This window comes from Catenulispora rubra (assembly GCF_015356825.1).
GTDB classification, from domain to species: Bacteria; Actinomycetota; Actinomycetes; order Streptomycetales; family Catenulisporaceae; genus Catenulispora; species Catenulispora rubra.
The window spans coordinates 1-23,655 of record NZ_JAACYW010000176.1 but is presented as its reverse complement, the minus strand read 5'-3'; the positions used below and the strand labels follow the sequence as shown (position 1 = coordinate 23,655).

The 23,655-nt window shown below is 70.5% G+C and carries 20 protein-coding genes, 3 tRNA genes and 1 pseudogene; 16 read left to right on the top strand and 8 right to left on the bottom strand.

Annotated elements, in window-relative coordinates; translation table 11 throughout:
* Nucleotides 1-243: pseudogene (locus GWK61_RS57250) on the bottom strand (serine/threonine-protein kinase); the annotation flags it as partial.
* A gap of 313 nt (nt 244-556) precedes the next feature.
* On the opposite strand from GWK61_RS57250, the gene GWK61_RS35255 reads away from it, so the two are divergent.
* A complete protein-coding gene (locus tag GWK61_RS35255) occupies nt 557-1,408 on the top strand; it encodes a spermidine synthase (RefSeq protein WP_194916029.1) in 852 nt (283 codons plus the stop codon).
* 49 nt (nt 1,409-1,457) lie between these two features.
* Nucleotides 1,458-2,615, top strand: a complete 1,158-nt coding sequence (locus GWK61_RS35250) for an acyl-CoA dehydrogenase family protein (protein ID WP_194916028.1) — start codon at nt 1,458-1,460, stop codon at nt 2,613-2,615.
* Between the two features lie 21 nt (nt 2,616-2,636).
* Here GWK61_RS35250 and kynU read toward each other — a convergent pair whose 3' ends face one another.
* Nucleotides 2,637-3,920, bottom strand: coding sequence for a kynureninase (gene kynU, locus GWK61_RS35245; RefSeq protein WP_194916027.1), 1,284 nt, complete (start codon nt 3,918-3,920; stop codon nt 2,637-2,639).
* Nucleotides 3,921-4,002: 82 nt separating this feature from the next.
* Entirely contained in the window at nt 4,003-4,965 is a 963-nt protein-coding gene (gene pip / locus GWK61_RS35240; RefSeq protein ID WP_194916026.1) for a prolyl aminopeptidase, read from the bottom strand.
* Here pip and GWK61_RS35235 point away from each other — a divergent pair.
* The 3 genes from GWK61_RS35235 to GWK61_RS35225 are packed head-to-tail and all read left to right on the top strand — an operon-like array spanning nt 4,964 to nt 6,931.
* Nucleotides 4,964-5,641 carry a class I SAM-dependent methyltransferase family protein gene (locus GWK61_RS35235; protein WP_194916025.1) on the top strand — a complete coding sequence of 226 codons (678 nt, stop codon included), beginning with the start codon at nt 4,964-4,966 and terminating at the stop codon, nt 5,639-5,641. The two genes, pip and GWK61_RS35235, sit on opposite strands and share 2 nt — an antisense overlap.
* 8 nt (nt 5,642-5,649) lie before the next feature.
* On the top strand, nt 5,650-6,522 hold the full coding sequence (locus GWK61_RS35230; RefSeq protein ID WP_194916024.1) for a TIGR02452 family protein: 873 nt from the start codon (nt 5,650-5,652) through the stop codon (nt 6,520-6,522).
* A gap of 25 nt (nt 6,523-6,547) precedes the next feature.
* Nucleotides 6,548-6,931, top strand: coding sequence for a VOC family protein (locus tag GWK61_RS35225; RefSeq protein ID WP_194916023.1), 384 nt, complete (start codon nt 6,548-6,550; stop codon nt 6,929-6,931).
* Here GWK61_RS35225 and GWK61_RS35220 read toward each other — a convergent pair.
* Entirely contained in the window at nt 6,920-8,311 is a 1,392-nt protein-coding gene (locus GWK61_RS35220; protein ID WP_323747902.1) for a GH1 family beta-glucosidase, read from the bottom strand. The genes GWK61_RS35225 and GWK61_RS35220 overlap by 12 nt on opposite strands.
* A 65-nt stretch (nt 8,312-8,376) precedes the next feature.
* Between GWK61_RS35220 and GWK61_RS35215 the strand changes: the two genes are divergently transcribed.
* On the top strand, nt 8,377-9,030 hold the full coding sequence (locus tag GWK61_RS35215; protein WP_194916022.1) for a TetR/AcrR family transcriptional regulator: 654 nt from the start codon (nt 8,377-8,379) through the stop codon (nt 9,028-9,030).
* A 25-nt stretch (nt 9,031-9,055) separates the two neighbouring features.
* On the opposite strand, the gene GWK61_RS35210 is transcribed toward GWK61_RS35215, so the two are convergent.
* On the bottom strand, nt 9,056-9,931 hold the full coding sequence (locus GWK61_RS35210; RefSeq protein WP_194916021.1) for a peptidylprolyl isomerase: 876 nt from the start codon (nt 9,929-9,931) through the stop codon (nt 9,056-9,058).
* The gene (locus GWK61_RS35205; protein WP_194916020.1) at nt 9,928-14,334 is read right to left on the bottom strand and encodes a glycoside hydrolase family 38 N-terminal domain-containing protein; all 4,407 of its coding nucleotides are present in this window, start codon (nt 14,332-14,334) and stop codon (nt 9,928-9,930) included. Before GWK61_RS35205 ends, GWK61_RS35210 begins: the two co-directional genes overlap by 4 nt.
* Before the next feature lie 63 nt (nt 14,335-14,397).
* Between GWK61_RS35205 and GWK61_RS35200 the strand changes: the two genes are divergently transcribed.
* Genes GWK61_RS35200 through trxA form a run of 3 tightly spaced genes read left to right on the top strand, consistent with a single transcriptional unit; the run spans nt 14,398 to nt 16,307 of the window.
* Nucleotides 14,398-15,504 carry a LacI family DNA-binding transcriptional regulator gene (locus GWK61_RS35200; RefSeq protein ID WP_228563465.1) on the top strand — a complete coding sequence of 369 codons (1,107 nt, stop codon included), beginning with the start codon at nt 14,398-14,400 and terminating at the stop codon, nt 15,502-15,504.
* Nucleotides 15,505-15,536: 32 nt separating this feature from the next.
* The gene (locus tag GWK61_RS35195) at nt 15,537-15,866 is read left to right on the top strand and encodes a nucleotide pyrophosphohydrolase (RefSeq protein WP_194916019.1); all 330 of its coding nucleotides are present in this window, start codon (nt 15,537-15,539) and stop codon (nt 15,864-15,866) included.
* Nucleotides 15,867-15,914: 48 nt separating this feature from the next.
* Nucleotides 15,915-16,307, top strand: a complete 393-nt coding sequence (trxA, locus tag GWK61_RS35190) for a thioredoxin (RefSeq protein ID WP_194916018.1) — start codon at nt 15,915-15,917, stop codon at nt 16,305-16,307.
* 15 nt (nt 16,308-16,322) lie between these two features.
* On the opposite strand, the gene GWK61_RS35185 is transcribed toward trxA, so the two are convergent.
* The gene (locus tag GWK61_RS35185) at nt 16,323-17,222 is read right to left on the bottom strand and encodes a LysR family transcriptional regulator (protein WP_194916017.1); all 900 of its coding nucleotides are present in this window, start codon (nt 17,220-17,222) and stop codon (nt 16,323-16,325) included.
* A 217-nt stretch (nt 17,223-17,439) separates the two neighbouring features.
* Between GWK61_RS35185 and GWK61_RS35180 the strand changes: the two genes are divergently transcribed.
* The 7 genes from GWK61_RS35180 to GWK61_RS35150 all read left to right on the top strand — a co-directional run bounded on the left by GWK61_RS35180 (nt 17,440) and on the right by GWK61_RS35150 (nt 23,034).
* Nucleotides 17,440-18,234 carry a fumarylacetoacetate hydrolase family protein gene (locus GWK61_RS35180; protein ID WP_194916016.1) on the top strand — a complete coding sequence of 265 codons (795 nt, stop codon included), beginning with the start codon at nt 17,440-17,442 and terminating at the stop codon, nt 18,232-18,234.
* Complete coding sequence (gltX, locus tag GWK61_RS35175) at nt 18,227-19,741, top strand: glutamate--tRNA ligase (RefSeq protein WP_323747901.1); 1,515 nt, start codon at nt 18,227-18,229, stop codon at nt 19,739-19,741. The genes GWK61_RS35180 and gltX overlap by 8 nt, the downstream gene beginning before the upstream one ends.
* Before the next feature lie 213 nt (nt 19,742-19,954).
* A tRNA-Gln gene (locus tag GWK61_RS35170) sits at nt 19,955-20,026 on the top strand.
* A gap of 141 nt (nt 20,027-20,167) precedes the next feature.
* Nucleotides 20,168-20,992, top strand: a complete 825-nt coding sequence (locus GWK61_RS35165) for a hypothetical protein (RefSeq protein WP_194916015.1) — start codon at nt 20,168-20,170, stop codon at nt 20,990-20,992.
* Nucleotides 20,993-21,110: 118 nt separating this feature from the next.
* Nucleotides 21,111-21,183, top strand: a tRNA-Glu gene (locus tag GWK61_RS35160).
* Between the two features lie 317 nt (nt 21,184-21,500).
* Nucleotides 21,501-22,760: a DUF1266 domain-containing protein gene (locus GWK61_RS60000; protein WP_194916014.1), complete on the top strand. Its 1,260-nt coding sequence runs from the start codon at nt 21,501-21,503 to the stop codon at nt 22,758-22,760.
* 201 nt (nt 22,761-22,961) lie between these two features.
* Nucleotides 22,962-23,034, top strand: a tRNA-Glu gene (locus GWK61_RS35150).
* Nucleotides 23,035-23,078: 44 nt separating this feature from the next.
* Here the strand turns inward: GWK61_RS35150 and GWK61_RS35145 are convergent.
* Nucleotides 23,079-23,655 (bottom strand): substrate-binding domain-containing protein (locus GWK61_RS35145; RefSeq protein WP_194916013.1); only part of this gene is annotated, 577 nt, incomplete at its 5' end.

Sequence of the window (23,655 nt, the reverse complement as noted above, 5' to 3'; positions counted from 1 at the left end):
AGGCGGGGGTGGAGGCGGCGGCGTCGAAGGCGGCGGAGCCGGAGGGCTCGGCAGCGGGAGATGCTGGTGGAACGAGGAGCCGAACGGCAGCCCCGGCTCCACCGGTAGCGGATCGGTGGGCTGGTCAGCCGTCGCCACAGACGCGTGTCCCCTCGTGGCCGCCAAACCAACACTGATCCCGATACCGAGCACGGCGACCTGCACGCACACCGCGACGCCGAATCCGAATCTGCTGCGAACCACGGCTGTACCGCCTCCGTTCCCCCACCAGGGTCCTGATACCGAAGAGGTCCGCCGATACCCCCGCGGACCCGGACCGCCAGCCGCGTCTCACCATCGGCGGGCTTCTACCTCGGCTTCGGCGTCGTGGTCCGCGCCCCTGCGCGCGGCCCACGACGCCGTCCCCACCTGCTCGGATGACTGCGACTGCCGACCCTCAGTGTCTGTGATAGCCGAATTGGGGAGCTAGTACCGAAAAGTACCTCTATCGAGTGGCAGAATGCCGTCCGACCTCGCCAAAGCCCTCAAAAGCGGCGGGGCACTTAGACTCTCGGGCATGCCGCGCGCCAAAACCCCGCAGGAATCCCCCGCCGACGACCCCGACGGGCCGGACCTCCTCCGCGATCTGGACCGCCGCAACGCCTACCAGCTGATGATCGGCGGGACCCCGCAGTCGCACGTCGACCTCGACGACCCGACGTACCTGGAGTACGAGTACGTCCGGCAGATCGCGCACCTGATGGACCTCACCGCCGAGGAACGCGCGCCGCTGCGCGTGCTGCACCTCGGCGGCGGCGGGCTGACGCTGCCGCGCTACATCGCGGTCACGCGCCCCGGTTCCGGGCAGCAGGTGGTGGAGATCGACGGCAAGCTCCTGGACTTCGTCCGCAAGGAGTTGCCGTTGCCGCGCAACGCGCGGGTACGGCTGCGGACCGGCGACGCGCGGGACGTGCTGGGCCGGGTGCCGGAAGGCGCCTTCGACGTGACGGTCACCGACGTCTTCGCCGCCGCGCGGATCCCGAAGCACTTCACGTCGACCGAGTACGTCGCGCTGTCGAAGCGCGCTCTGCGCCCGACCGGGGTGCACGTGGTGAACCTCGCCGACGGCACGGCCGGCGCCGGCCTGACCTTCACGCGGCGCCAGGTCGCCACCGCCAAGGCGCACTTCGAGCACGTGCTGCTGCTCGCCGACCCCGGCATCCTGCGCGGCCGCAAGTTCGGCAACCTGGTGCTGATGGCCTCGGACGCGCCGTTGCCGGTGGCGGGGCTGGTCCGGCGCGCCGCCTCGGATCCGTTCCCGAGCCGGGTGGTGCGCGGGAAGGACCTGGACGACTTCCAGGGCGGGGCTAAGCCGGTGACGGACGCCGATGCCGAGGCCTCGCCGGAACCGCCGGCCGACGCGTTCTAGAAGCGCAGGGCCCATGGCCTTTTCCGCTACCCGTCGGTAACTTGGCGCCATGCGCCGCACCGTCTACACCGAGGACCACGAAGCCTTCCGCGCCATGCTGCGCGACTTCATCGCCAAGGAGGTCGTCCCGGTCTATCCCGAGTGGGAGCAGGCCGGGCACCCGCCGCGCGAGTTCTACCACCGGCTCGGTGAGCTCGGGGTATTCGGGATCGAAGTGCCGGAGGAGTACGGCGGCGCCGGGCTGAGCACTTTCAAGTACCAGGCGATAGTGATCGAGGAGACCACGCGCGCCGGTGTGACGTTCGGCACCACGACCGTGCACGTCGGCCTGATCCTGCCGTACCTGCTGGCCTACGCCAACGAGGAGCAGAAGGCGCGCTGGCTGCCGAAGTTCCTGTCCGGCGAGCTGATGACGGCGATCGCGATGACCGAGCCCGGTACCGGCTCGGACCTGGCCGGGATCCAGACCACCGCGAAGCTGACCGAGGACGGCCGGCACTACATGCTCAACGGCGCGAAGACCTTCATCACCGGCGGCGTGCTGGCGGACCTGGTTCTGGTGGTCGCGCGCACCGCGCCGGCGACGCCGGAGGACCGGCGGGGCGGGCTGTCGATCCTGTGCGTGGACACCAAGGCGGCGGGCTACTCGGTCGGGCGCAAGCTGGACAAGATCGGGTTGAAGACCTCTGACACCGCCGAGCTGGCGTTCACCGACGTGCTGGTCCCGGTGGAGGACCTGCTCGGCGAGCCCGGCAAGGGCTTCGGCTACCTGACCCACAACCTGCCGCAGGAGCGGCTGGCGATCGCGGTCGGCGGCTACGCCTCGGCGTCGGCGGCGTTGCAGTTCGCGCTGGACTACGTCCGCGAGCGCACGGTGTTCGGGACGTCGGTGGCCTCGTTCCAGAACACCAAGTTCGTGCTGGCCGAATGCGCGACCGAGGTCGAGGCGGCGCAGTGCATGGTGGACCGCGCGCTGGAGCTGCACGAGGCCGGGGAGCTGACGGTCGCGGACGCGGCGAAGGTGAAGCTGTTCTGCACCGAGGCGGCCGGGCGCGTCATCGACAAGTGCCTGCAACTGCACGGCGGCTACGGCTACATCACCGAGTTCCCGATCGCGCGGCTGTACGCGGACACCCGCGTGTCCCGGATCTACGGCGGGACCAGCGAGGTCATGAAGAGCATCATCGCGAAGTCGCTGGGCCTGTGAGCCCAGCGACCTCGCGGGGCGTCACGTGACGTCGGTGCGCGTCGGGTCGATCTGCTCGTAGGCCTTCGTCTCGACGATCCGGCGCATCGCGTCGAACGCGTCCCAGACGTCCACGAACCGGGTCGTGGCCGGGGCCATCCCGAGACGGACGCGGTCGGGGGTGCGGAAGTCGGGGATGACGTCCTGCTCGATCAGCGCGCGGCAGATCCGGTACGCCTCGGGGTGCCGCACGGAGACGTGGCTGCCGCGCACGGCGGAGTCGCGCGGGCTGCCGAGGGTGAAGCCGAGCGGGGCCAGCCACGCGTCGAACAGCTCGATCGCGAACTCGGTGAGCGCCACGCCCTTGTCCCGCAACGGCTTGATGCCGACCTCGGCGAGGACCTGCGCGCCGGCCTCGACCAGCGAGACGCCGACGACCTGCGGCGTGCCGACCAGGAACCGCGTCGCCGAGGGCACCGGGTCGTAGCCCTGGCCCATCGCGAACTGGTCGTTCTGCCCGTACCAGCCCCAGATCGGCTGGCGGACCCCGTCGATGAGCGAGGCGTTGGCGTAGAGGAACGCCGGGGATCCGGGGCCGCCGTTCAGATACTTGTAGGTGCAGCCGACGGCGAAGTCGGTGCCGCTGGCGTCCAGCTCGATCGGGACCGAGCCCGCCGAGTGGCACAGGTCCCACAGCACGAGCGCGCCGGCCTCGTGCACGACCTGGTTCACGGCCGCGAGGTCGGCCAGCGCCGCGGAGCGGTAGTCCACCTGCGACAGCGAGACCAGCGCGATGCGCCCGGCCAGCCCGTCACCGTCCAGGACCGCGCGGAGCTGGTCGGCGGTCGGGCCGAGCAGTTCGTCGAACTCGACCAGCTTCAGCTCCAGACCGCGCGCGGCGGCCAGGCCCTCCAGGATGTAGCGGTCGGTCGGGAAGTTGTTGAGGTCGCTGACGATCACGTCCCGGCCGGGGCGCGCGTCGAGGGCGGCGGAGGCCAGCTTGTAGAGGTTCACCGACGTGGAGTCGGAGACGACGACCTGTCCCGGCGCGGCGCCCAGGAAGTGCTGTCCGAGGTAGTCGCCGACGGTCTGCGGCAGCGTCTGCCAGCGCTCGTTCCAGGACCGGATCAGCCGGTCGCCCCATTCGTCGGCCACGACTTCCCGGACCCGGTCCAGGGAGGCCTTGGACAGCCGGCCGAGGGAGTTGCCGTCGAGGTAGATGAGCTTTTCGTCGGGGATCACGAAGCGGGTGCGCAGGGAGGCCAGCGGGTCGGTCGCGTCACGGTGCTCCGCGTCATTGCGGGGGTGAGCTGTGGTGTCGGGCACGTGATCAGACTAGGCGAGGGTGGGCGCACGCGAAACGGGGGCTCGCGCGCGCCCCGGGTGGGAGTGGGTGGGAGTCATCGGGCTACCGCTTCGAGAACTCCTCCGTCGCCTGGTTCAGCGCCTCCCCCATCGCGTCGCTGCCGGTGTGCCCGGAGTCCTCGATGACGACCAGCTTCGCGTCCGGCCACGCCTGCGCGATCTCCCACGCGGTGTAGACCGGGCTGCCCAGGTCGTGCCGTCCGTGCACGAGGACCGCCGGGATGCCGTGCAGCTTGTGCATGTCGCGCAGGACCTGGCCGGGCTCCAGCCAGGCGTCGTTGGCGAAGTAGTGCGAGCAGATGCGAACGAACGCCATCCGCTCGTCGTCGACGAAGCCCTCGGTGTACGCGCCGGGGTTCCCGTTGCTCTCCAACGAGATCACCGCGTCCTCCCACTCCATCCAGGCGTTCGCCGCGGCCTCGCGCACCGCGCGGTCCGGGTTCTCCATCAGGCGGTTGTACGCCTGCACGAGGTTCCCGTCGCGCTCGTCCTCGGGCACGTGGTTGCGGAACCGGTCCCAGGCCTCGGGGAACAGCCGGCGCGCCCCGTGGTAGAGCCAGTCGGTCTCCTCCGGGCGGGTCGAGGTGACCGCCGGGATGATCATCTCGGTGACCCGCTCCGGATGCGTCTGCGCGTAGACCAGGGCCAGGCTGGCGCCCCAGGAGCCGCCCTTCACCAGCCACTTCTCAATACCCAGATGCTCGCGCAGGAGCTCCAGGTCGCGCACCAGGTGCCACGTGGTGTTGACGGACATGTCGGTCGCCGGGTCGGCCGCGTGCGGCGTGCTGCGCCCGCAGCCGCGCTGGTCGAAGCGGATGACCCGCCACTTCTCGGGGTCCCAGGCCTTGGTCGGGCCCACCATCGAGCCGGCGCCGGGGCCGCCGTGCAGGTTGACGGCGGGTTTGCCGTCCGGGTTGCCGAGCTCTTCGTAGTAGATCCGATTGCCGTCGCCGACGTCGAGGAATCCGGTGGCGTAAGGACCCATTGGAGGGTACACAATAGACATGGACGCGATCGTAGACCCCGACGACGAGACCAGGCCCGGATTAAGGGACTGGAAGACGTGGTTCGCGGAATATGACAATCCGGACTCGTCGATGGCACAGCGGCTGGTCGTGGTCCAGCGGGGCATTCGACGCGCGCTCGACGAAGCCCCGGCCGGGAGCATCAAGATCCTGAGTCTGTGCGCCGGCGAAGGCAGGGACCTGGTCCCGGTGCTCGCCGAGCACCCGCGGCGCGCCGACGTCCGCGCCCGCCTCATCGAGTTCGATCCGGCGATCGCGCAGATCGCGCGGGACGCCGTGACCGCGGCCGACCTGGACGGCGTCGTGGAGGTCGGGACCGGCGACGCGGCCGACCCGGCCCTGTTCGGCGACTACGCGCCGGCGGATCTGCTCCTGCTGTGCGGCATCTTCGGCAACATCACCGAGGCCGACATCCAGAACACCGTCACGCGCGCCGCGAACCTGACCGCGCGCGGCGGCACCGCGATCTGGACCCGCCACCGCTGGGATCCGGCTGTGATCCCGAGGATCCAAGGGTGGTTCACCGCGGCGGGATTCTCCGATCTGTGGGAGTCGGATTCGGAATTGCCGACCTCAGTTTATGTCGCCGGGAATCGGCAGGAGCGGGATCCCGCTCCGCTGCCGGACGACAAGAAGCTTTTCACCTTCGTTAAGTAGAAAGACTTATGGGGATATATAAAAGCCTCGCTCTCGAGAACGAGAGCATCATCGCCGCCGGCTACTACGTGAATCCGCGTGGTGCGCGGGTGGATCTGGCCGCGGATGTGGCTGCGGCTTGTCAGGACACGCGTTCGTACAGCCCGGGCCAGACGCAGCGGCTCTTGAACGACCAGTCCTTCAACGCCGCCGATGCGGTTCGCCACGAGACGGCGTTCGAGGTCACCGGCGAGACCAGCACCGCAGCCGGCCAGCGGCTGGTCCTCACCGAGGGCGCGAGCGACGTCGCGATCCTGAACTTCGCCTCGGCCCGCAACCCCGGCGGCGGCTACCTCGGCGGCGCGCGGGCCCAGGAGGAAGACCTCTGCCGCAGCTCGGCGCTGTACACGACGCTGCTGGAGGCGCGCGACTACTACGACGCGCACCGGGCGAACCGCGACACCCGGTACAGCCACCGCGTGATCTTCTCGCCGGCGGTGCCCGTCTATCGGGACAGTGCCACTCGACTGCTGGACGCGCCGTATCAGGTCTCTTACCTGACCTCGCCGGCCCCGAACGCCGGAGCGCTGGCCAAGCACGAGCCGGCGGCCCTGGACGAGATCGAGGACCTGCTGACCGAGCGCGCCGGGCGCGTGCTGGCCGTGGCGGCGGAGCACGGCGTGCAGACGCTGGTGCTCGGCGCGTGGGGCTGCGGCGTGTTCCGCAATGACCCGACGACCGTGGCGCGGGTCTTCCGCGCGCACCTCACAGACGGCGGTGTCTTCGAGGGCAGATTCGCCCGGGTGGTGTTCGCCGTGTACGACACGTCTTCGGCGAAGACGACGTTGGCGGCGTTCCAGGGCGCGTTCGGGGATTTGGGACGGGAACCTTCCCTGGTCTGACCCCGGGCTGTGCCAGGCTGGCGGTATGGACTTCAAGCTCGAACTGATCCCGCTCCCGGTGACGGACGTGGACCGGGCCAAGGACTTCTATGAGCGCCAGGTCGGCTTCCACGTCGATCACGACGTGGCGTTCGGGGACGAGTTCCGGGTCGTGCAGCTGACGCCGCCGGGGTCGGCGTGCTCCATCGCGTTCGGCAAGGGAATGCTCACCACGGCGCCCGGATCCGTGCAGATGCTGCACCTGGTCGTGGACGACATCCACGCCGCGCGGGACGAGCTGGCCGGGCGCGGCGTGGACATCGCCGAGGTCGAGACGATGTCCGCCGAGGGCAAACCCGATGTCTTCTACGCGCGCTTCGCCGACCCCGACGGCAACACATGGACGCTGCAGAAGGTCTCAACGCTGTAGCACTGCCAGCTCCGCGAGCCTGTCCCGCAGCCAGTAGTACGAGTCCTTCGGCGTCCGCGCCTGCGTCTGGTGGTCGACGTGCACCAGCCCGAACCGCTGGTGGAAGCCCTCGGCCCACTCGAAGTTGTCGAGCAGGGTCCAGGTCAGGTAGCCACGGATGTCGACGCCGGCGTCCATGGCCTGGGCCAGGGCCCTGATGTGGCCGTCGATGAAGGCGATGCGGTCGGTGTCCGCGACGCGGCCGGCGACCACCTTGTCGTCGACCGAGGTGCCGTTCTCGGTGATGTGGATCGGCGGGAGGGCTTCGCCGTAGCGGACGGCGAGGCCCACGAGGAGTTCGCGCAGGCCGTCCGGGACGACCGGCCAGTCGAAGGCCGAGCGCGGGACGCCCTCGATCGGGACGTCCTGGAACGGCAGGCCGTGTTCGGGGCCGGGGGCGGCTATGCGGGTCGGGTTGTAGTAGTTGATACCGAGGCCGTCCAGGGGCGCGGCGATGGTCTGCAGGTCGCCGTCGCGGACCACGCCTCCGAGGTCAGGGCCGGTGCCGTAGGCCGAGAGGTCCGGGTAGCGGCCGAGGAGGATCGGGTCGTTGAACAGGCGGTTGTGGAGGATGTCGTAGGCCTCTGCGGCCGCCTTGTCGTCTGCGGCGTCGCTCGCGGGCCAGACCGGGGTGCAGTTGTTGGCGATCATCACCTTCCGAGCCCCCGCGGCGCGCAGGGCTTCAACCGCAAGGCCGTGGCCGAGGAGCTGGTGGTGCGCGACCGGGATGGCGTCGGTCATGAGCGCGCGGCCCGGGGCGTGGACGCCGAAGGCGTAGCCGAACGCGAGGTGGATGAAGGGCTCGTTGAGCGTGATCCAGTGCTCGACGCGGTCGGCGAGGCGGTCGGCCAGAATCGCGGCGTACTCGGCGAAGCGGTGGGCGGTGTCGCGGGCGAGCCAGCCGTCGCGGTCCTCCAGGGCCTGCGGGAGGTCCCAGTGGAAGAGGGTGGGGAACGGCGTGATCCCCTTCTCCAGCAAGGAGTCCACGAGGCGTTCGTAGAACGCCAGGCCGGCCGGGTTCGCCGGGCCCGAGCCGTCGGGCTGGATCCGGGTCCAGGCCACCGAGAAGCGGTAGGCGTTCACGCCGAGGTCCGCCATCAGGGCTATGTCTTCGGCGCTGCGGTGGTAGTGGTCGCAGGCCACGTCGCCGGTCTGGCCGTCGCGCACAGCTCCTGGCCGGCGGACGAAGGTGTCCCAGATCGACACGCCTTTGCCGTCCTCGGCCGGCGCGCCCTCTATCTGGTAGGCGGAGGTGGATGTCCCCCAGTGGAAGGCCGCGGGGAACGGCGGGAGCGGGGCATGGGCTGGGTTCGCTGTATCGGCGATCGTGCGATCGAACACTGCGGGCCTCCGGGACGGACTAACATGAGTCATCCTCAGGTTAGCGGGCGGAGGAGAATAGGGGAATGGAATCCACGACCGAGAGCGCGGGCCTGCGCCGGCGGCCGATGCAGCGGCGCAGCGCGGAGCGCTACGAGCGGATCCTCAACGTGTGCGCCGAGCTGCTGGACGAGGTCGGGTTCGCCGGCCTCACCACCACCGAGGTGGCCAAGCGCGCCGAGGTGCCGATCGGGACCGTGTACCAGTTCTTCGCCGACAAGAGCGCCTTGGTGCACGCACTGGCCGCGCGCAACCTCGAGAACTACATGGGGCGCCTGGCACGGCGCTACGGCGAGGCGGTGCCGCGCTCGGTGGAGGAGGTCGTGGACGTCGCCATCGACGAGTTCGTGGACATGCGCCGGACGCTGCCGGGCTTCGGCGTCCTGGACTTCGGCGCCGGTAGCGAGTGGTCGGAGGCCGACCCCCGGGACCTGTACCTGCTGGACGAGAACGTCGAGAACAACACGGCGGTGGCGCGGCGATTGCGGATGCTGACACCGTTCCTGGACTCCTCGCGCGCCGGGAGCGCGGAGATCGAGCTGGCGCTGCGGGTGACGATGGAGGCCGCGGACGCGGTGCTGCAGCTGGCGTTCCGGAGCGATCCGGAGGGGGACGCGGCGCTGATCGCGGAGTGCAAGAAGCTTTTGGTGGGGTATCTGGGGCCTTATTACGTGGGCTGAGGGGCGAGCGGCGAGCGCAGCCGCGCTAATGCCGGTGGGTGTTGTCGGGCTGGCTGGGGTCGCCGGGGTGCTCGAAGCCGGGGGCGTGCGTGATGAGGGCGCGGCGGCGTTCGTCGAGCCAGCGGTTGAAGGTGGTCAGGCGCGCCGGGTCGATGCTGTCAGCTGGCTGGGCGGGCTGGTTCGAGCGGACCTCGGTGCCCGTGACGGTCGCGAAATGCCAGCCGAGCCCGGTGCGCACCGGCCCCACGCGCGTCCCCTTCGGCCGGGCGCGCAGCTCGGCGGCCAGCGACGCGGGGAGGTCGTCGAGGGTGGTCCAGCCGAGGGAAGTCGGTGCGGTGGTCGCCGCGTCGAGTGCGGTGGCGGCGACGGCGTGGGAGACGCGGTACCACGTGCGCGTGCCGGTGGCCGGCGTGGCGCGGGACGAGGGCTCGGTGACGAGGTCGTAGAGCGCTGACATCGCCGGAGTCGACGTCCAGGCAGCCGCGTTAATGGAGCCCAGATGGAGGGATTCGGCCTGGGTCAGGCGCCGGGGCGCTGCCACCGCCACAGAGTCGCCAGCCGGCGGAGAACTCGCGGCAGCCGCCGCGCCAAGCCCCGCTCCACCACGCAACCACGCCAGCTCCGGCCGCTCCGCCTGCTCCAGCCGCGCCAGTTCTACCCGACAAAGCTCCTCGGTCAGCAGCACCTGCGCCGTCCATCGCAGAAACTGCCGATCCTCCTTGCTCCCGACCGCCGGCAGCCGCGCCGCGAGCCGGCCCGCGCGCAACTCCCGGACCCGCGTGTCCAAAAGCTCGCGCGGGATCGCGACGCCGTCGACCCAGCCGATGACCGTCGCCTCGCGCTGTGCTTCCGCAGCAGCTGCGGCGTCGCTGTGATGGGAGTGCAGGTGCGAGTGCGTCACCGCACCACCACGGGCACCGCCGCCGTGTACTGCGCGCGCCCGAACCACATCAGCTTCACCAAAGCCCACCAGTGCCCGGGCTCGGCGGTCGCAGGAATCGACACCTCGAACTCGACCGAGGTCTCAGCCCCCGCTTCAACGCTGAACGCCGCAGCGTAGGGCCCGATGAAGTCCCACGTCCCCCACGGGCTGACCGGCATGGCCTCGCCGTCGATACGCCCGCGGGTCGTGTTCCTCAGGCCGACGCGCAGCGTGGCGCGCTCGCCGCGCGACAGAGTGAGGCCGACGTCCGGGGTGAGCGAGACGATGTCCAAGCCTGTCGGACGTGCCGTCTCGCTCTTCGTCCCCTGAGTCTGCACCCCGAGCTCGATCTCGGTCTCGGGAGACGTCGCCGACGGCACGTACTCGGGCGCGTCGATCAGGACACTGATCACGTCCTCGACCACCGACTCCCCCGCCGAACCACCCACCGCCAACTGCACCCGCACGAAGTACATCCCCGGCGCCGCCGCAGCAGCCTCCGAAGGCGCCACCGTCAACGGGAACACTGTGTGCCCGCCGGGCTCCAGCGCCACCGGACGCGACTCCGGCTCCACGCGCCAACCCTCCGGCGCGACGACCGTCAGCATCCCCTCGAACGTCGTGTCCGTGTACTGAGTCGCCACCGCGACCGAGACTTCACCATCAATACTGCCCTCGCCGGTCCCGTGCAGCACCGTCGGCGTAGCAGCCACCGACACCGGCAAGAAGCCCATCGGCGCCGGCCCCCGGTTGTGCAGCCAGTAGCGCGAGTACACCGGCTGCGCCGGCTCCACAGCGCGCCCCAGCACCGGCGCCGAGGCCGAGGAGCCCGAGCCCTGCGCCGGCACCAGGATCGCCGTCGAGATCTGCGACCCGGCCAGCTCCACCGAGCCCGCGGCCCGCACCTCGCAGCGCAGCCCGCACTCCTCCAGCAGGTCGGCGCGGTCGCTGGAGAGCACCCCGAGCGGGCTCCGCACCGCGACCGTCCCGCCAGTGCCGTTCGCCTCCGCCAGCCGCACCATGAAGCCCAGCTCCGGCGACGCCTCCAGCCCCGAACCCACCGACTCCGGGTTCCCGGCCGGCTTCACCGCCGTCACCTGCGCCGCGCCCTCCGGCGTGACCGTCAGCAGCGAGTGCCGCCCCGGCAGCGGCCCGCGGTGCGCCGCCTCCTGGTGCGTCAGCATCGGCGCCGAGAACGCCGCCCCGGACGCCACCAGCCCCACCGACCGCCAGTCCCCCGCGCCGCTCACCAGCGCGTAGTCGAAGTCGTGCGTCCAGTGCTGCAACTGGAACGCCGAGCCGTCCGGCGCGCGCCGCAGCGGCGGGTCCAGCCACACGCCCGAGGGCCAGCCGGTGCACGACCGCATCAGCGACAGGTGCAGCGCGCCCGACGGGTCGACGGCGAAGCCGGGCAGGCCGTTGTTGATCAGGCCGACGGTGTGGTCGTCGAGCAGCGTCGTGTCGGCGGGGTCGACGGTGACCGCGGCAAGCGTCGTGTCCGCCGCGAAAGCAGCCGCCGCCTCGCGCACACCGAGCGCGGTGTCCTCCGGCCGCTCCCCCGCGATGATCAGCACCGGCAGGGCCCGCACGTCGCGCAGGTCGGCGTTCGGCACCCACGCCTTCTCGACCGGCGTCCGGGCCGGAATGAAGAAGCGGACGTGCCCTTCGTTTTTCAGCAACCCTTCGAACTCTTGCCGCAGCGTGGAATCGCAGTGTTCGAAGATCTCCGCGGTCAGCGGGTTGCTGTCCGGGCCGCCGATCACGACACGGATGTCGGGGAGGTTGGAGTCGACGTGCAGCCAGCCGTACCGCGCGCCCTCGGCGGTCGTGGTGGTCGCGGTGACGCCGACGCGTGCCAGCGAGACCACGAGCTCGCGCAGCGCCTCGGCGTGCCGGTCCAGGTCGTCGGCGACGACCTCGGCCACCGAGATCGCGACGCGCCCGAGGTCGGCCGCTTCGGGGTCGGACCCGCCGAGGTCGCGCAGGCTCAGCGTCGCGGTGCTGCCGAGGGCGAAGAAGGTGTTCGCCGGGTTGTCCAGGGTCCAGGGCGCGACCGCCACGTCGGAATCCGGCAGCGCGAAGCCGCGGCCGATCACGGCGCCGGCGACCTCGGAGACCGGACGCGCACCGGGCACGTCGCACGGGAACTTCACGCGCAGCAGCCGGTCGGCGCCGGTGAAGTCCAGGACCCGGGTGCGGAAGTCGACGCGGTCCAGGCCGTGCCAGAGCGTGACGCGCTGCTCGTAGTCGACGTCGCCGACGGTCCCGGTGACGACGTACCGCCGGCCCAGCGGCGACTCCTCGACGCGCACCGACGTGGCGGCCGCGGCGGCCGAGCCGGTGACGGTCCCGTTCGGGACGAGGTGCCAGGGGCCCTCGCCGAACTCGGGGTGTTGCGGGTACTCCTCGCTGACCCGCAGTTCGTTGCCGATCTCGCCGGGCTTGAGCAGCTGCCGTCCAGTGGCCAGCTCGACGATGCTCGCCAGGCCGCCGCCGCGCGCCGGATCCGCCGAGATCTCGAAGTACTCGTTGGCGATCGACGCCGCGGGTTCGGCGGTCTCCTGCCAGGTCGGGATGTCCGTCCCGGACCCGAATTCGACGTGCCAGCTGCGCCAGCCCATCCCGGGTACCCCGGCGGCGATGAAGGCGACCTCGACGCGCGGCCCGTCGTGCGCCTCGACGACGAACGGCACCACGTCTCCGGCGTCGTCGATCAGCCGCAGCCCGCCGACATCGATGCCCTCCGGCAGCTGCACGACTGCCCGGACCACGTCGGTCCGCTCGAACGCCAGGGTGTTGAACACCCCGACCGTCCCGTTCCCCGCGCCGCCGTACGTCTCGACGTTCCGGAAGATCGCCTCCAGCGCCGCGTCCCGGGCCTCGGCGGCCAGGTCGTGCGCCTCGCGCCAGCCGGTCACCAGGTCGATGTAGACCTGGTCGGACTCCGAGCCGGTGATCGCGTCGTGGTGCGCGCCGTACGCCAGCTGCCGCCACACCTTGTCCAGCGCGGCGCTCGGGTACCGGCCGTAGCCCAGCAGCGAGGCGAAGGTGGCCAGCTTCTCGGCGTCGGCGGCTGCCGTCTCGGCCGCGCGCTGCGCCTGCTTGGTGTCGATGTACGACACGTCCTTGCCGGTGTAGACCGGGTTCATGTCGCGGGTCTGCGGACTCGGCCGGACGCCGCGTTCGGCGAGTTCGGCGTGCACCGCGGCGAAGAAGTCCCGGGGCAGGCCGGTGACGAAGCGCGGCCAGACGTAGCGCTCGTTCCAGTCCCGGTGGATCGCGGTGACCCACTTGTTCGGCGGGGTGTAGTCGGTGCCGACCGGGAGCAGCGTGTTGCGTGTGGCGGCGGCCTGCTTGAGCCCGAGGAAGAGGTCGTACACCTTCTCCTCGGCCTCCTGGAGCGTCGCCGAGGAGTCCATCCACCAGCCGGCCGAGTAGTGGTTCGGCATGTAGTGCGTGATCACGCCCCGGCCGGACGGCGAGATCCACTCGAACTCGGCCGCGAACTGCATGTTCTTGACGTCGCCCTGGACCCCGTCGAACTTCGTCAGCATCGGGCCCCACTGGTGGTACGGCCCGCGGGCCCACGACGTGGAGCTCAGGCCGGCGTCGGCGACCAGGCCGGGGAACTGCGGGTCGTGGCCGAAGACGTCGAGCTGCCAGGCGGTCTGCGGGTCGGCGCCCATGATGTCGCGCTGGTAGCCGATGCCGTAGACCAGATTGCGGATCGTGGTCTCCAGGCCGGTGAGGTTGGTGTTGGGCTCGTTGTAGGTACCGCCCATGACTTCCACCCGGCCGGTGGATATCAGCTCCCGGAGAAGCGCGCGATACTGCGGATACACGTCCCAGAACGGCTTCAGATAGTCGACCTCGGCCAGCACGAAGCTGTAGTCGGGGTCGGCGGCGGCGAGATCCAGGTGGGCTTTGACGAGATGGAACGCGTTGTTCTCCCAGACCGGGCGCGTGGTGCCGTCGTTGCCCTGCAGTTCCCAGGTCTGGGTGTAGCCGGCCTGCGTGTTCCACCAGACGGGGTCGTAGTGGAAGTGGGAGACCAGGTACATGGTCCAGCCGGGCTCGGCCACGGTGATGCTGACCGGCTGCTCAGCGCGGGTCTCGCCGTCCGCGCCGAGCAGCCGGAGTTCCGCGGGGAGGGTTTGGCCGGGGGCCACGTCGTCGTCGATCTCCATCGGCAGCTCGACGACGGCCTCGCCGTCTCCCGGGGCAACTTCCCAGGTTGCTCGCGCCTTCGGAGCAAGAAGCGATACAGTCACCGCACCGTCGGTGACGGCCCGCTGGATCACGACCCGTAGGACTTGACGAGGTTCCACACCGGTTCCGACGAAAAGCTCCGTCGAGTCCACGGACTTGATCTGGACGGTCACGGCCCCTCCTTGAAACCCCACCCGAACGAGCCACTAAAGCGCTAAAGCAGCTGGGAGTCATTAATGCCCACCTCTGGCAGCGGTGTCAACAAGCCTGGTGCCGCCGGCGCCGCCTCGGGTTACGGACGGGCGGCGATCGTCGGGAAGAACAAGACCCGGCTCACCATCGCCGACATCGCCCGCGAGGTCGGAGTGTCGCCGAGCGCGGTCTCCTTCGCGCTCAACGGACGCCCCGGTGTCAGTGAGGCTACCCGCGCGCGGATCCTTCAAGCCGCCGAACGGATGAACTGGCACCCGCACAGCGCCGCGCGGGCCCTCGGCGGGGCCCCGGCCGGCGCGGTCGGGCTGGTGCTGGCGCGGCCGACCCGGACGCTCGGCGCCGAGCCGTTCTACGCGCAGCTCATCTATGGCATGCAGTCGGTGCTGTCCGCGCGCTCGGTGGCGCTGCTGCTCCAGGTCGTCGACGACACCGACGCCGAGCTGGCGGTCTACCGGCGCTGGGCCGGCGAGCAGCGGGTGGACGGCCTGCTGATCGTGGACCCGCAGACCAAGGACCCGCGGATCGCCGCCGTGGAGGGGCTCGGCGTGCCGGCCATAGTGCTCGGCGGCCACGGCAAGCACGGCGAGCTGCCGACGGTCTGGGCCGACGACCGCGAGGCGATGCTGGAGACGGTGCGCTACCTGGCCGCGCTCGGCCACACCCGGATCGCGCACGTCGCGGGTACCCCGGCGTTCCAGCACACGCAGCGCCGGATCAGGGCCCTGAAGGACGCGGCCGGGCAGCTGGGGCTGGCCGACACCCAGTCGGTGCCGACGGACTTCAGCGACGGCGAGGGCGCGGCGGTGACCCGGCGGCTGCTGTCCCAGCCGGACGCCCCGACCGCGATCGTGTACGACAGCGACCTGATGGCGGTCGCCGGGCTCGGGGTGGCGACCGAGATGGGGGTGCGGGTGCCGGTGGAGCTGTCGATCGTGTCGTTCGACGACTCGGTGCTGACCCGGGTGGTGCATCCGGCGATCACGGCGCTGTCGCGGGACACGCACGCGCTGGGCGTGCAGGTCGCCGAGGCGCTGATGCGGATCGTGGAGGAGCCGGGGACGGTCGGCGACATCAAGGCGGCCACGCCGCGGCTGACGGTGCGGGAGAGCACGGCGAAGCCGGGGCGGTAGGCGCGTGCTACGCGCGTGATAGAGAGGTCGGCATGAGTGATCCCGACATCGCGACGCTGCAACGACGGCTGGTGGATTTCGCCGAAGCACGCCAGTGGGCGCCGTATCACACCCCGAAGAACCTCGCGATGGCGCTGACGGTCGAGGCGTCCGAACTCGCGGAGATCTTCCAGTGGCTCACGCCGGAGGAGTCGGTGGAGGTGATGTCGGACCCTGACAAGGCTTTCCGGGTGCGCGACGAGGTCGCCGACGTGTTGGCGTACCTCCTGCAGTTGGCGAGTGCCTGCGGGGTCGACGTGCTGCGGGCATTGTCCGAGAAGATCGAGCGAAATGAAGTCCGTTTCCCGACTCCGCCCAGGTAGAGGACCGGAAACGGGCACTCTGGACACTCCCCGCGTAGGGTGGTTCGCATGAGCACTGTGGAACTCACCAAGGACACTTTCGAGCAGGCGGTCACCGCCGACGGGATCGTGCTGGTCGACTTCTGGGCGGAGTGGTGCGGACCGTGCAAGCAGTTCGCACCGATCTACGGGAGGGTGTCGGAGGCCAATACGGACATCACCTTCGGCAAGGTCGACACCGAGGACCAGCCCGAGCTCGCGGGCGCGTTCGACATCCGGTCGATCCCGACGCTGATGATCTTCCGCGACGGCGTGATGGTCTACAGCCAGCCCGGCGCGCTGCCCGAGGCGCCGCTGGTGGACCTGATCAAGCAGGCGCGGGAACTGGACATGGACGAGGTGCGCAAGCAGATCGCCGCGCACGAGAACGGCGGGCATGAGGGCGCTGACGCTCAGGCGTAGGCGGTACCGCCCGCCTCAGGCCCGGCCCCGCGCCACCTGCACCAACCACCCGGCCGCGTCGCTCAGCTCCCGGCCGCGCGGCCACACCGCGCGCAGCGTGCGGCGCAGCGCGACGTCCTCGGTGACCGGCACCTCGACGAGGCGGCCGGCGGCGATGTCCTCGGCGACCGCCAGGATGCTCAGGACCGCCGGGCCGCTCCCGGACAGCGCGGCCGAGCGCAGCGGCGCCGTCGCCCCGAGCTCGATCAGCGGCACGGCCGGGCCGTGGTGGGCGGCGAGCGCCGCCTCCAGCACCTCGCGGGTCCCCGATCCCGGTTCGCGCAGCAGCAGCGGTTCGGCGGCGAGTTCGGTCGCCGTCAACGGTTCCTTGCGCCGTGCCCACGGATGAGCCGGCGCCACCACCACGGCGAGGCGGTCGTGTCCGACCACCGCCGAGTGCAGGTCGCGCGGCACCCACGGTCCTTCCACGAATCCCAGATCCACCTGGCCGGCCCGCAGCGCGGCGACCACTTGGTGGGAGTTCTCCACGATCAGTCCGACGCGCATGGCCGGCCGCAGCTGGCGCAGCTCCAGCAGCCATTTCGGCATCAGGTGCTCGGCGATGGTCAGGCTCGCGGCGACGGGCAGCCGCTCGTCGGCGTGCGTGCGCAGGGCCGCGGCGCCCTCGACCAGCGCCTCGGCCTGCTCCAGGACCCGCCGGGCCCAGTCGGTGATCACCGCTCCGTCGCTGGTCAGGCGGGAGCCGGAGGTGGTGCGCTCCAGCAGTTTCAGCCCGAGCCGGCGCTCCAGCGTCGCCATACGCGCCGAGGCCGAGGGCTGGCTGATGCCGATGCGCGCGGCCGCCTTGCCGAGCGAGCCGGTGTCGGCGACGGCGACCAGCAGTTGGAGCGCGTCCAGATCCGGGAGTCGGGTCATAGAGACAGCCTATGAGGTCTTCGGCGATCGCCGACCAACCGCTTCCAGGACCTCCTCCTCGCCGGCGGCATGTTCGGTCCGGACACCGGCGTCCGCCTGCGGGAAACGGCGCACACCGGCGCGAAGCCGCTCGTGCTCGGCCCGGCTTCGTGGGCCGTGATCGCCTCAGCGGCCTATATCGGAGTCCGGGTCACTTCCCGACCATTAAAATCGCAGGATGCGCATCGCGAGATTCTCCATCGACGACGAGGTGAAGTTCGGGCTCGTCGAGGGCGAGGGCGAACAGCCCGAGTCCCTGGAGGTGGCCGAGATCCTGGGCCACCCGTTCGGCCCGGTCCAGGTCACCCAACGGCGCTGGCCGCTGTCGCGGGTGCGGCTGCTGTCCCCGGTGCTGCCGTCGAAGGTGATCGGCATCGGGCGCAACTACGCCGAGCACGCCGTGGAGCTCGGCAACGAGGCCCCCGGCGCGGACGACCCGGCCGTGGTCTTCCTCAAGCCGTCCACCTCGGTGATCGGCCCGTCCGACGCCATCCAGTACCCGCTCGGCGTGTCCTTCGACGTGCAGCACGAGGCGGAGCTCGCGGTGGTCATCGGGCGGCTGTGCCGGCAGGTGCCGGCGGCCCGGGTGCCGGACGTGGTGCTGGGCTACACCTGCGCCAACGACGTCACCGCGCGCGACCTGCAGCGTGCGGAGAAGCAGTGGGGCCGGGCGAAGGGCTTCGACACGTTCTGCCCGCTGGGTCCCTGGATCGAGACCGAGCTGGACCCCTCCGACCTGGCGATCACCTGCACGGTGGACAACGAACTGCGGCAGGCCGGGCGCACCGCGCAGATGACCCGGTCGGTCGCCGACCTGGTCTCCTACGTCTCCGAGGCGATGACCCTGCTGCCCGGCGACGTGATCCTCACCGGGACCCCGGCCGGGGTCGGGCCGATCGTGGTGGGGCAGCAGGTGTCGGTCGGCATCGAAGGCATTGGCAACTTGACGAACCGGGTGGTGGCTCGTGACTGACATCGCAACAACCGTTCCGCAGACGGACAAGCCCGTCCGCGTCCGCTTCCCCCCGTCGCCGACCGGCGACCCGCACGTCGGCATGGTCCGCTCGGCGCTGTTCAACTACGCCTTCGCGCGCCACTACGGCGGCAGCTTCGTCTTCCGCATCGAGGACACCGACGCCGCACGCAACACCGAGGAGTCCTACAACGCGCTCCTGGCGACCATGCGCTGGATGGGCTTCGAGTGGGACGAGGGCCCGGAGGTCGGCGGCGCCTACGGCCCCTACCGGCAGTCCGAGCGCATGGACATCTACGCGGACATCGCCGCCAAGCTCCTCGCCGGCGGCCACGCCTACCGCTGCTACTGCACGCAGGAGGAGCTGGACGCGGTCAACGAGAAGGCCAAGGCCGAGAAGCGCGCCCCGGGCTACGCCGGCACCTGCCGGAACCTGACGCCCGAGCAGATCGCCGCGCACGAGGCCGCCGGCCGCACCAGCGTGCTGCGCTTCCGCATGCCGGAGGGCACGCTGACCTGGAACGACCTGGTCCGCGGCGAGATCTCCTTCGACACCGCGAACGTGCCGGACTACGTCCTGGTCCGGGCCGACGGCTCGCCGCTGTACACGCTGGTGAACCCGGTCGACGACGCCCTGATGCGGATCACGCACGTGCTGCGCGGCGAGGACCTGCTCTCCAGCACCCCGCGCCAGCTCCCGCTGCACGCCGCGCTGATCGAGCTGGGGCTGTCGGAGACGGTGCCGATGTTCGGGCACCTGCCGTACGTCATGGGCGAGGGCAACAAGAAGCTGTCGAAGCGGGACCCGGAGGCCTCGTTCTCCTTCTACGTGAAGGAGGGCTACCTGCCCGAGGGCCTGCTGAACTACCTGGCGCTGCTGGGCTGGTCGCCGGGCGGGGACAAGGAGTTCTTCTCCCCGCAGGAGATGTACGCGGCGTTCGACGGCACCCGCATCAACGCCAACGCGGCGCGCTTCGACCTGAAGAAGTGCCAGGCGATCAACGGCGACCACGTGCGCGCCCTGGAGCCGGCGGACCTGGCCCGGCGCATCGTGCCGTTCCTGGCCGAGCAGGGCCTGGTCTCCGACCCGCCGCTGCCGGAGCAGGCCGCGACGCTGGCCGCCGCGGTGCCGCTGATCCAGGAGCGGATGGTGGTGCTGCGCGAGTCGGTGGACATGATCGGGTTCCTGTTCGTGCCCGAGCACGCCTTCGCGGTGGACCCGGCGGACGCAGCCAAGGCCCTCGGCGAGGACGCCAAGCCAGTGCTCCAGGCCGCGGCCAAGGCTCTGGAGGCGCTCCCGGAGTGGACGACCGCGGCCATCGACGCCGCGCTGCGCGAGTCGCTGATCGAGGGGCTCGGGCTGAAGCCGAAGAACGCGTTCACGCCGGTCCGGGTCGCGGTGACCGGGCGCCGGATTTCGCCGCCGCTGTTCGAGTCGATCGAGCTGCTGGGGCGGGAGCGGACGCTGCGGCGGCTGGAGGCGGCGATCTCGGGGATTGCGGCGTGACGGCGACGACCACGGCGTGATGCTGCGCCGGCCGCGCTTGGTCTGAGGCCGAGGCCGCGTGGTCTGGGGCGCATTGCCTGAGGCGCATTGTCTGAGGCCGCGTGGTCTGAGGCGTGGCGGGAGGCCCGTTCGAAAGCCGTTTTGGCTGTGGGGCGGGCCTCCCGTATAGTTGTCGACGCAACGCCGCGCGACGAAGTAGGGTCGGGTGGTCGTTGGGGTATGGTGTAATTGGCAACACGGCTGATTCTGGTTCAGTTGTTCTAGGTTCGAGTCCTGGTACCCCAGCCTTGCGAGAGCGGATCCCCAAGGGATCCGCTCTTTTGCTTGTCGCGCCGCGCATACCTGCCCCGCAACCCTTTGCTACTCACGGGTAATTGAGTACCCGCACTCTCCTGCCGACGCCCCGCCGGACGGCACGCTTGAGGCATGAAGAAGCAATGGGAGACGTTCGTGGGCCTGGTGTTCCTCGGGGGCCTCGTCGCGCTGGTGGCGAACTTCGTCCACATCCCCGGCCGGACGGTGCTGAACGTCGGACTCGGCACGGTGAGCCTGTACTGGCTCCTGATCATCACCACGGTGCCGTGGAACCTGTACTTCAAGGCCCGGCGCGTCCGGCACGAGATCGGCGTCTCGCGCGAACGCGGCATCGCGGTCCCCGAGGGCCGCGAGGCCGAGGTACGGCGCTGGGAACGCCGGCTGCTGCAACTGGCGCTGGCCGGGCATGTCGTGACGGCGGCCGTGGTGGCCGGCCTGACCTACGCCTCGGGGCACGTCCTGGGCTACTACTTCGCGGCGTTCTACCTGCTCAGCTGCGCGATCCGGCCGGTCGCGGCGTACCTGTCGTACGTGAAGGCGCGGATCACGAGCCTGCTGAAGGAGACCACGTACCCCCGCGACGACGTGCTCGACCTGACCACCCGCCTGACGAACCTGACCGCCACCGTCGAGGCCCTGCACAACGCCGCTCACGAAGCCCAGGAGCGCACCTCCCGGGAACTGGACGACGTCCGCAACGACCTCCGAGCCGCCGACCTGCGCCTCCGCGAGGACATCCGCCTCTCCCGCGAGGCCGCGGAAGCCGACCGCGCAGGCCTGCGCAGCCGCGTCGAGGAAGCCGAACGGCGCGCCGCAGCCGTCACCCGCCACTTCGACCAAGCCGTCGACGGCCTCACCGAGCAGCGAGAACTGGTCAGCGGCATCCGAGCCTTCGTCCGCCTGGTCCGAGCCGACGCAACCGCCGCCGGCGAGTAGAACGGCGCCCCACGGCCCGGGCCGCGGGGCGCCGCGGGTCCCGCGATTTGGGCGAACCCCGCCGATCGCCTAAGATAAGTCCCGCTGCCAGCGCCCCAGGCGCGGCGGCACTGCTAGGGGCCCCGTTGTGTAGCGGCCTAGCACGCTGCCCTCTCAAGGCAGTAGCGCGGGTTCGAATCCCGTCGGGGCTACATTCGGAAGACCAGGGCAGATTTCGTCTGTTCTGGTCTTCTTGCATTTGGAAGCCGCAACGCCCCGTGTCATCAGGGCGGTGTCGCCACCGTCCCGGACAGCCGCAGGCGGCTGTCGAAGCGGGCGGACTCGTTGGCTACCCGGTGTAAGACCGCTGCCGCGAAGGTTCGTCACGGGGATTTGATCCGCAATAACTTATTCGATATCTCCGGCAATAAAACACCCGACTCGACAGTTGACTAAGTCGCCATAGCATCCCCCCGGCATGGCATATTGGGGACCTACCGCGAACGACGGAGCCCAGGGGGGACTCAGCGTGACGACCGATAGTTGGACCGCGCCTTCGATCGACGACCGGGGGCTGCTTGCGGCTCGGGTGGCGGACGACTTGGACGCATACTTGGCCGTGCTGGCTCGGCTGGATGTTTTCGTGCCGCGGCGGGAGGCGGATCAGGGGTCGAAGTTCGGTCTGCGGAGGTCTGTGGTCAAGCTGAACCAGCTCACTGTGTACGGGCAGCTGAACAATGCCATTCGCGGCACTTCGAAGTCGGCGTTGACGGTCAGTCAGGAGTACGACACCACCCGACGGGGTGCGCGCCTGATACTGCCGGTGTACACCCGCGCGCTGTTGCCCGCCGAGCGGCCTGAGGGCGTGTACTTCCAGCGCAATCTGTTCCCGGCGTGGGTGCAGGATCTGGCGAAGCAGCGGCAGACGATGCAGTTGGTGGTGAATCCGGGGACGCCGGAGGAGCGCGAGCTGAACGTCGGGAAGGCCGCGCACTGGATGCGGAAGGACCCGCAGCTGGTCGGGGGCTGGAGCAACCTGCGCGGCACCATCCGCACCGTCTACAACGAGCCGGCGCAGGGCGATCTGGCGCGCGCCCTGGCCTGCGGCGCGCACCTGTCGGTGACCAACGCCGTGCCGTGGAACACCATGGGCCACGCCTGGCTGGACTACCACAGCGAGCGCGAGTTGCTGAGCCAGTGGTGGGGCATCGAGGGGCCGGTGCAGTGGCAGAACCAGGTCGACGCGCTGCTCGACAACGAGAACCCGCAGCCCGTCGACCTGGTGCTCGGCATCCGCACCGAGCGCGGTGCCGGCGTGCAGCCCAGCGGCGACCCCGCGCAGGACACGGAGCTGCTGACGCAGGCGGTCGACGCCTGGTGCCGCGACCGCGGCGCGCCCGAGCGGCTGGCGCAGGAGATGACCGACATCGCGCAGTGGGTGGTCCGCTGCGAGATGTGGATGCGGCGCGACGGCGTCATCACCCCCGACGCGATCGTAGCCACGCAGGACAGCTGGGACTGGGGCCGCTGCGTGAACATGGCCCGCTGGGGCCTGTCCTGCGGCTTCTGCGACCGCACCACCGCCGAGCAGATCGTCCGGCACGCCGGCAACCTGTGCGCCCGGACCTACGCGGACTGGGGACAGATGTCGGCGGCGTACGTCCTCGGCCGCGTGATCAAGATGGGACGCCAGGGGAATCCGGAGGACTCGTACCGCGAGTCGCTGCAACTGCACCGCGCGCTGATGCTGGATCCGGCCAGCCCGTACCTGACGGTGCCGCTGCACTGAGGTTGCCGCTGCACTCAGGGCGCCGCCGCACTGAGGCACACCGGAACCACGGCTCGCCACAGAGCTCAAAGCCCCCGAACCCACCGAAGTGACCCTGCTCACGGCCCGGCCACCACCCGGTAAATGCGGGATGAGCGCCGTCCGAAGTGCGCTATGCTTTCGGGGTCGCAAGGCGCCCCGGAGCGCTGACGCGGCCGCTAGGGCCCCGTTGTGTAGCGGCCTAGCACGCTGCCCTCTCAAGGCAGTAGCGCGGGTTCGAATCCCGTCGGGGCTACTTTTTCTGCAAGGGTCCGTACTCGGTACGGGCCCTTTTTTGCGTCACGACCGCACCGGCACCGGCCCCGTACTCCCCCGCGCGATCAGCTCGGTCGCCAGCTCCAGGTGCAGTGCCTCCAGTGCCTGGCGCTCCATGAGGCGGACGAGCATCGTCACGGCGATGCGGCCCATCTCGTCGAGGGGTTGGCGCACGGTGGTCAGCAGGGGGGTGGTGGCGCGGCTGATTTCGCTGTCGTCGAAGCCGGTCACGGACAGGTCGGTGGGGACTTGGAGGCCGCGTTCGGCGGCGGCTTGGATGACGCCGACGGCGATCTTGTCGTTGAAGCAGGCGATGGCGGTTGGGCGGTCGGGGAGGTCCAGGAGGTCGCGGCCGGCGCGTAGGCCGGTGTGGATCGCGGGTTCGCCGTAGTGGTGCAGGTGGGGGTCGCTCAGGAGGCCGGCTTCGGAGAGCGCGGCCAGGTGGCCGGCGAGGCGGTCGGAGCCGGAGAGCCAGTCTTCGAAGCCTGAGACGAAGCCGATGCGGCGGTGGCCGAGGTCCAGCAGGTGGCCGGTGACGGCGCGGGCGCCGGCGGTGTGGGCCGAGGCGATCGAGACCACGCCGCGCGGGACGGGGGTGCGG